Origin of the sequence: Photobacterium rosenbergii (assembly GCF_003026455.1) — a bacterium.
Classification (GTDB): domain Bacteria; phylum Pseudomonadota; class Gammaproteobacteria; order Enterobacterales; family Vibrionaceae; genus Photobacterium; species Photobacterium rosenbergii.
In genome coordinates this window covers 83,376-89,960 of sequence record NZ_PYMB01000021.1, presented here as the reverse complement: position 1 = coordinate 89,960, position 6,585 = coordinate 83,376, and the positions used below count along the sequence as shown (strand labels likewise).

The following is a 6,585-nucleotide window of genomic DNA, read 5'->3' as shown; positions in this document are numbered from 1 at the left end:
AAAGAAACAGGGCGTTTAAGTTAACAAATTAAAAAGTTTTAGAGTTAAACACGGAGTGAATGTATTTATAACCATGAGGGTTTTAAAGATGATTAAAGGAAAAGAGAAAATAGTGATAAAGAAGTAGAGATAAAACAGTGTAAAGAAAAGCTAAACAAGGCAGGCGGTAAAATAACCAATCGATTAAAATAACCAATAGAATAGAGAGAAAAGGATCACCGTGGTAATAAACCCGGTACGTAGCCATACCTTGAGTGAAACTGGGTTATGGGCAGAGCCGCTTGCTTTGGCATTATTGCCATAGGGTGACCACAGCAGCTGCAGCGGTTCATTGTGCATAAAGCCCTTGGCGACAAGCCGCCAGCCCTGATCAACGGTTGGCAGCAAGGCTAATGAAATTGCGGCTGGCAAGGTGGAATTTAGCAACTGGGGCTCGCTCTGCCCCGCACCGACCTGCCAGCGAATGGTGTGCGTTTGGCCTTCAAGCTGAAGGCGCAATTGCAACTCCCCTTCCCCGCCACCTAGACGAAAACTGGGTGATTGCAGCGTCGGTGTTTGGTAGCCCTGGGTTTGTCCCAGTGACGAAGCCGATGAGCTTGCCAGCATACGGACAACCTGCCACTGGGACTGTGGCAAGGTTTGCGGTGTTGATGGCTGGGCGTTATTCGACAGTGGCTTGGCTGGCCCTTGCTGAAGCGGCGGGGTGAACTGCTCCGCCTTTAGCTGCTGAGGCTCGATTCGCAGTAGTTTGTTTATCGCCGCAGAGATCGGTGACAGCATAAAAAGTCCTCAACAAGCCCAGCTGTTATCATCTAATTCTTTACTAAACAGGCTGTTATTAACCCGGTCATTATCAGCTGAGTAACGATACCACGGTTTGACGGTGGACATTGGCCTGCACCTTCAAGTTTTGGAACGCCGAGGTAAAGCTATCACCAGTAGGTAGCATGCGCAACAAATCGGCCTCAACCGTGCCCAGTACCTGATCGCTGAGGTAACGGTTACGCTGATTGATGGTATCGATGCGTTGCATGACATCTTGGTTATGGAGCTTCAATTCCTGAATGCTGGATTTGATCTGCTTCATCATCTGCTGGGTTTTTACCAACGTCTGTCGAAGCTGTTCTTTATCGGTCTGCCATTTCTGTGGTTCAAAGCGCGCTTCGGTTGTCTCTAGTTTTACCCGGTTCGGCTGGCCTGCCGGAAAACGGTCACCTTGGCCGACAACCCGCATTTTCTGTGACAAATGCTGCCAATCCGCTTCATTGGCAGAAAAAACTAGCTGGCGCTGTTTGTTCAATGACACCCCGATACCGTGCTCATTGAGCGCCTGGCGAAACTGCATCGCTTGTTTTTCCGGTGTGGCGTTAGCCGTGAGTTTCACCGGCACCGCATTAGCCCCGCCTTTGGCTAGGTTGAAAATCAGCGTTTCGTCACGAGGGCTTGGGCGCTTGGTATCTAGCCCTTTGATTTGGAATGCAGTACGCGGCTCGCCATGAAATACCGGCTTAAGCTGGCGGCTTAGTACTGGCTGGTCCTTGTATGTCGCCTGCTGCAAGCGCTGCTCCATCCGGCTTGCCAGTTGTTCAATCTCCGCCGTGATTTTTGGAGAGGCACTACCCGAGCGCATCGCAAACTCCACCCGCTTACCAAGCTGGGCCAAGTTCTTACCAATATCATTAAGGCTGAATTCTGCCACCCGCGAGGCGGCAACTTTATGCTGGGCACGCTGGATCAAGCTGTGCTGGCGGGTATGCTCCGGAGTCAGGGTTTGCGACAAGCGCAATGGATCCGGCTGTTTGTTATCAGGTACTGCGGCCGTTTTCGTGGCCGGCCTAGCGATTACCTGCTGCTGGCGACTGGCTCCGGCTGCCGCCGAGCGAAGATCATTTACCTGAGAAACCATGTGTTTTCCATCAATCGAAAAATACCCTGCCGAGCGGCCCGGCAGGGTATGAATTACATAATACTAAATAGCGACAAACTAGCCGTTTTGACATAGGTTGACTGGGTTGCCTGCAAGGCCAACAGATAGTTGTTGTATTGCACCATGGCATCGGCGTAATCGAGATCTTCAAGCTGGCCAATCAGGTCATTATTAAACAGCTCAACCTCACTGTGGCCATCCTGCATCGTGGTCAAGGCATTCTGGCGGCTACCCAGGCTAGTAACAGTGCCCGATACTGCCATCATGGTATCATCGAGCACATCAAGGCTGCGTTCGATAATATCACTGCCCGACATATCGAAGTCCGGGTCACGCAGCGCGCCAATCAGTTCATCAAGCTGGTTGAAAATATCCGTGCCGCCGGAAAAGAACATATCCTGGGCATTGACGTTAAGCTGGATAGTCACACCATCACCGACGACAACTTCACGGATACCGGTATCCCCTTGGTAAATCCAGTTACCCTCTTCATCCTTGACCAGTGGCTGGGTGTTTACTTCGTTACCCGCGAAGATGTATTTGCCGTTTTCATCCTTGGAATTCACCAAGCTCACCAAACTGTCTTGCAGATGCTCAAGCTCGTTAGCCATCGCAGCCAATTCGTCTGGGCCATTGGCACCGTTACCGGCCCATAGCATCAAGTCGCGAATTTGGTGCAGCACATCAACAGCACTGCTAAGGTAAGTTTCCTGCTTTTTCAGCGCCGTATCCGCTTGCTCGATATTGCCCTGATACTGGCTGATCGCCGCCTGCTCACGCTTTAGGTTCATCACTCGGCTGGATGCCATCGGGTCATCAGATGGGACCAACAAGCGCTTACCCGTCGCCATCTGCTGCATGATTTTATTGATGCCCAAGGAATTTTGGCTCAGGCTACCAGACATCATCTGGCTGTATTGATTAGTACTTACACGCATCAAGGGTTCCTTAGAATAGCTGCATGATTGAAGCAAACATCTGGTTTGAAGCGCTGATCACCTGCATGTTGGCTTGATAAGCCTGCTGGTACATCATCAAGCTCACCGCCTCCTCATCCAGGTTGACGCCACTGGTGGCAGATTTTTCAATCGTCGCCTGTAGGTAGATGTTGCTGGCCGCATCATGATCGGACTGAGCCTGACGGCTTTTTACAGCAATATCACTCAACAAGGAGTTAAACGCGCTGCCCAGTGTCTGACTGCCTAGATCACCAATTTCAAATTCTTGATCTTTAATCTCAATCAGTTTCAGCAAGTTATCAGTGTTACCCGGCGTGCCGTCACCTGATAGCGCCAAATCTTCCGGTTTGAAATCCGGGTTGATCGATAAGGTTGCCGCTGGGTTTTCCGGGTCAAAAACAAACAGTGGTTTGCCCGGTTCACCATTGAGGTCAAAACCCTCGGCCAACTGGTCGTTAAAGGCTTGGGCAAACTCAAAAGCGATATCGTTAATGGCTTCTTGGGTTGGCACTAACACATCTCGCTCGTACTCAATCAGGGCACCCAGTTTGCCGCCCATGTCGTCATCAATTGGGAAGCTCTGACCGTTCAACTCCAGTGACAACACATCGCTACGTGGGTTATTCGGATCAGATTCAAGGTTAAACTGAGCCACCTGATTGCCCATTACCAATGGCTGACCATTTGGCAAGGCAATGTTCAGTGTGCCATCACCGGCATCGGTAATACGCACATCAACAATTTCGGACAGCTCGGCAATCAGCACATCACGCTCATCTTGCAACGCTGACGTGTTTGCGCCTGATGCCTCACCCTTGCGGATTTCTTCATTGAGCTTGCCAATATTCGACATTAAGCTGTTGGCTTGGGAAACCGCACTGCTACGTTGCTGGGACAAGTCATCATACTGGCCATCTAGCGAGCTGCTTAGCTGGTTGAAACGGTTACTAAGTGCTTCTGCTTCACTAATGATCAGCGAGCGATGGGCTGAGCCATAAGGCGAAACACTGGCACCATTAAGGGCAGAGAAAAAGCTGTCAAAGCCTTGGCTCAGATCCATCGAGTCACCTGACAGAAGCGTCTCTAACCGCTTGAGTTGTTGGGCAGACGTCGAGGCAGCTCCCAGCATTGAGCCGGCACGGAAGATCTGGTTGGTCTGGTATTGATCCGTCACGCGGCGGATAGCATTGACCGATACCCCGTTACCCGCATCTTTCATGCTCATGCTGGTTGAGCCGACGGCTGATAACTGTACCTGCTGGCGGCTATAGCCCGGGGTGTTGATGTTGGCTACGTTCTGGGCCGTTACATTCATGCCCACTTGGCTTGCCTGTAGGCCAGACAAGCCGATATTCATTAAACTCATGCGTTAGTGCCCTCACGGTTGAAATGCAGCAAAGACTGGCTAAATGCGCTGCCCGCGAGCGGACCTTGCTCTGCCTTACCCGAAGTTAAAGCGACCTCGTTGCTGGCATCCTTAAACCCTTCTTCACCACCGAGTTGACGGACAATGACTTCCGCCAACCCTAGCTGGCTTTTCGACATTTCAATGGCGATTTGCCCATCGAAAAACTCCTGGTAGGTTTTGTGCTCACGGCTGCCAAACAAAGCGTTATCGTCATCGGCATTGAGGGCTTCACTCGCCTTGCGCATTTGCTTGAGCACCATTTGCAAAAACAGGGACTCAAACTGCTCGGCGACTGTCTGGATAGCCTGCTGCTGGTCACCACTGGCTTTGAGCTCTGCCAGTTGGCGGCTATCGAAGGTGGTCACCGTTCCTGTATGAGGATTGGTGGCGATCCGGCTGGTTGCCATCGGCTGCAGCGCCATGGTGTTCACCGGTAAAACTGTTACTGTCATTGCTTGTCCTTAAATCACGACCAGTTCCGCATCCAGTGCACCGGATGAATGGAGTGCCTGCAAAATGGCAATCAAGTCGTCGGGAGAGGCGCCCAGGCTGTTTACTGCTGACACAATGGTTTCCAGCTCAACCCCTTCCGGCCAGATAAACATCGGGTTTCTCTCGTGGCTGATATTCAAGTCCGATTCCGGCGTTACAACAGTATTACCGCCGCCAAACGCATTCGGCTGGCTAACGTTAAACGACTCAGCAATCGTCACTGTCAGGTTACCGTGACTCACTGCCGCACGGCCAATGCGCACGCCGTTCCCCACCACAACAGTACCGGTACGGCTATTAAAGACGACCCTTGCACGTTGGCGGCCAATATCGACGGTCATATCTTCCAGCATCGACATGAAAATCACCCGCTGCTCGAAATCCTTCGGCGCCGACACCTCCACCCGGGCATTGCTGACTGCCATCGCGGTATCCGGACCAAAAGTGTCGTCAATCTGGCGCGAGATATTGCGTGCGGTAGTGAAGTTCGGGCGCAGCAAGTTCAGTGTCACTTTCGGCTGGCTGACAAAATCAGAAGGAATTTCTTCCTCGACAATCGCCCCGCCCGGAATACGCCCTGTAGTTGGCACATTGACGGTAATACTGGAACCAGAACGACCTTCGGCTTTCACACCGGCTACAACCAGGCTCCCTTGAGCAACTGCGTAAATCTGGCCATCGATAGCACGAAGCGGCGTCATGACCAGACTGCCCCCGCGCAGGCTCTTAGCATCACCAATCGATGACACCGTGACATCGATAGTCTGCCCCGGCCCCGCTAAAGGCGGAATTGATGCATGTACGCTTACCGCGGCGACGTTACGCAATTTCGGGTCGATATTATCCGGCAGCTGCAAGCCAAACTGACGCAGCATGTTGGTAACCGACTGGCTGGTGAACTTCACCTGGTTGCGATCTCCCGTACCATCGAGACCAACCACTAGGCCATAGCCGATTAACTGGTTGTCTCTCAGCCCTTGGATATCCACTAAGTCAATCAGGTGACGCTCATTGGTTTCGGCACTGGCTGTTTCTACAAACATGAAAGGCACCACCAACACCGCCAGTAAAATGATAAGTTGCTTAAACATAATGCCTCGTTAGAGTGGGAACAGCGGATTGACAAACAGCTTGGTCAACCAGCCGGCCTCATTAGCATCGGCCAGTACACCACTTTGCGAATAGGCAATGCGGGCATCACCGACTCGCTGGGAGGAGATCTGGTTACCGTTGTCGATATCATCGACCCGCACCAGGCCATCAAGACGGATAAACTCATCGCCTTGGTTGAGGCGAATCCATTTTTCACCCTTGATTCGCAGCACTCCATTAGGCAGCACTTCGTGCACCATGACCGTAATCGAGCCGCTCAAGGAGTTACGTTGCGAACTGGCCGAACTACCGCGGAAATCACGTTCTCCCGAGATATCAGCCCCGGCACTGCCGCTGTTTGAATTACTCGAGAAGCTGCCCATCAGGCCACCACTGGCATTCTTGCCAAAGTTGGTATTGGCCTGCTTGCTCGAACGGGTATCTTCATCCAGCGAGACGGTCAGCATGTCGCCGACCCGGTAGGCACGGCGGTCCTGAAACAAGGTCCACATATATCCGTCACGGTAAACCGAGCCACTGCGGGCATCCGGCAGCGAGTAGTCGAGCATCGGCGGCGCGTAGTCCAGATCATCAGGCGCTGGGCGCTCATCAATCAAGGAGGGGGTCGACGAGCAACCGGCCAAGAGCATAGCCGCCAGCCATGCTCCCAGACGTCTAACAGTGTTAACTTTTGTCAATCCGGCCAT

At 52.2% G+C, this 6,585-nt stretch carries 7 protein-coding genes; all 7 read right to left on the bottom strand.

The annotated features are described in order from the left end of the window. Positions 1-183: 183 nt before the first annotated feature. On the bottom strand, positions 184-780 hold the full coding sequence (locus C9J01_RS23985; protein WP_107300641.1) for a hypothetical protein: 597 nt from the start codon (positions 778-780) through the stop codon (positions 184-186). 73 nt (positions 781-853) lie between these two features. Next, positions 854-1,906: a hypothetical protein gene (locus tag C9J01_RS23980; RefSeq protein ID WP_107300640.1), complete on the bottom strand. Its 1,053-nt coding sequence runs from the start codon at positions 1,904-1,906 to the stop codon at positions 854-856. Between the two features lie 53 nt (positions 1,907-1,959). Next, a complete protein-coding gene (flgL, locus tag C9J01_RS23975; protein WP_107300639.1) occupies positions 1,960-2,865 on the bottom strand; it encodes a flagellar hook-associated protein FlgL in 906 nt (301 codons plus the stop codon). 10 nt (positions 2,866-2,875) lie between these two features. After that, on the bottom strand, positions 2,876-4,252 hold the full coding sequence (gene flgK, locus C9J01_RS23970) for a flagellar hook-associated protein FlgK (RefSeq protein WP_107300638.1): 1,377 nt from the start codon (positions 4,250-4,252) through the stop codon (positions 2,876-2,878). Next, a complete protein-coding gene (locus tag C9J01_RS23965; protein ID WP_107300637.1) occupies positions 4,249-4,746 on the bottom strand; it encodes a rod-binding protein in 498 nt (165 codons plus the stop codon). The genes flgK and C9J01_RS23965 overlap by 4 nt, the downstream gene beginning before the upstream one ends. A gap of 9 nt (positions 4,747-4,755) precedes the next feature. Continuing rightward, complete coding sequence (locus C9J01_RS23960; protein WP_107300636.1) at positions 4,756-5,877, bottom strand: flagellar basal body P-ring protein FlgI; 1,122 nt, start codon at positions 5,875-5,877, stop codon at positions 4,756-4,758. 9 nt (positions 5,878-5,886) lie between these two features. Further along, positions 5,887-6,585, bottom strand: coding sequence for a flagellar basal body L-ring protein FlgH (flgH, locus tag C9J01_RS23955; RefSeq protein WP_187463412.1), 699 nt, complete (start codon positions 6,583-6,585; stop codon positions 5,887-5,889).

Excerpts from the sequence above, each read along its gene's own strand:
- flgK (WP_107300638.1), bottom strand. The coding sequence starts at position 4,252 with ATGAGTTTAATGAATATCGGCTTGTCTGGCCTACAGGCAAGCCAAGTG.
- flgH (WP_187463412.1), bottom strand. The coding sequence starts at position 6,585 with ATGGCCGGATTGACAAAAGTTAACACTGTTAGACGTCTGGGAGCATGG.
- flgL (WP_107300639.1), bottom strand. The coding sequence starts at position 2,865 with ATGCGTGTAAGTACTAATCAATACAGCCAGATGATGTCTGGTAGCCTG.
- C9J01_RS23985 (WP_107300641.1), bottom strand. The coding sequence starts at position 780 with ATGCTGTCACCGATCTCTGCGGCGATAAACAAACTACTGCGAATCGAG.
- C9J01_RS23980 (WP_107300640.1), bottom strand. The coding sequence starts at position 1,906 with ATGGTTTCTCAGGTAAATGATCTTCGCTCGGCGGCAGCCGGAGCCAGT.
- C9J01_RS23960 (WP_107300636.1), bottom strand. The coding sequence starts at position 5,877 with ATGTTTAAGCAACTTATCATTTTACTGGCGGTGTTGGTGGTGCCTTTC.
- C9J01_RS23965 (WP_107300637.1), bottom strand. The coding sequence starts at position 4,746 with ATGACAGTAACAGTTTTACCGGTGAACACCATGGCGCTGCAGCCGATG.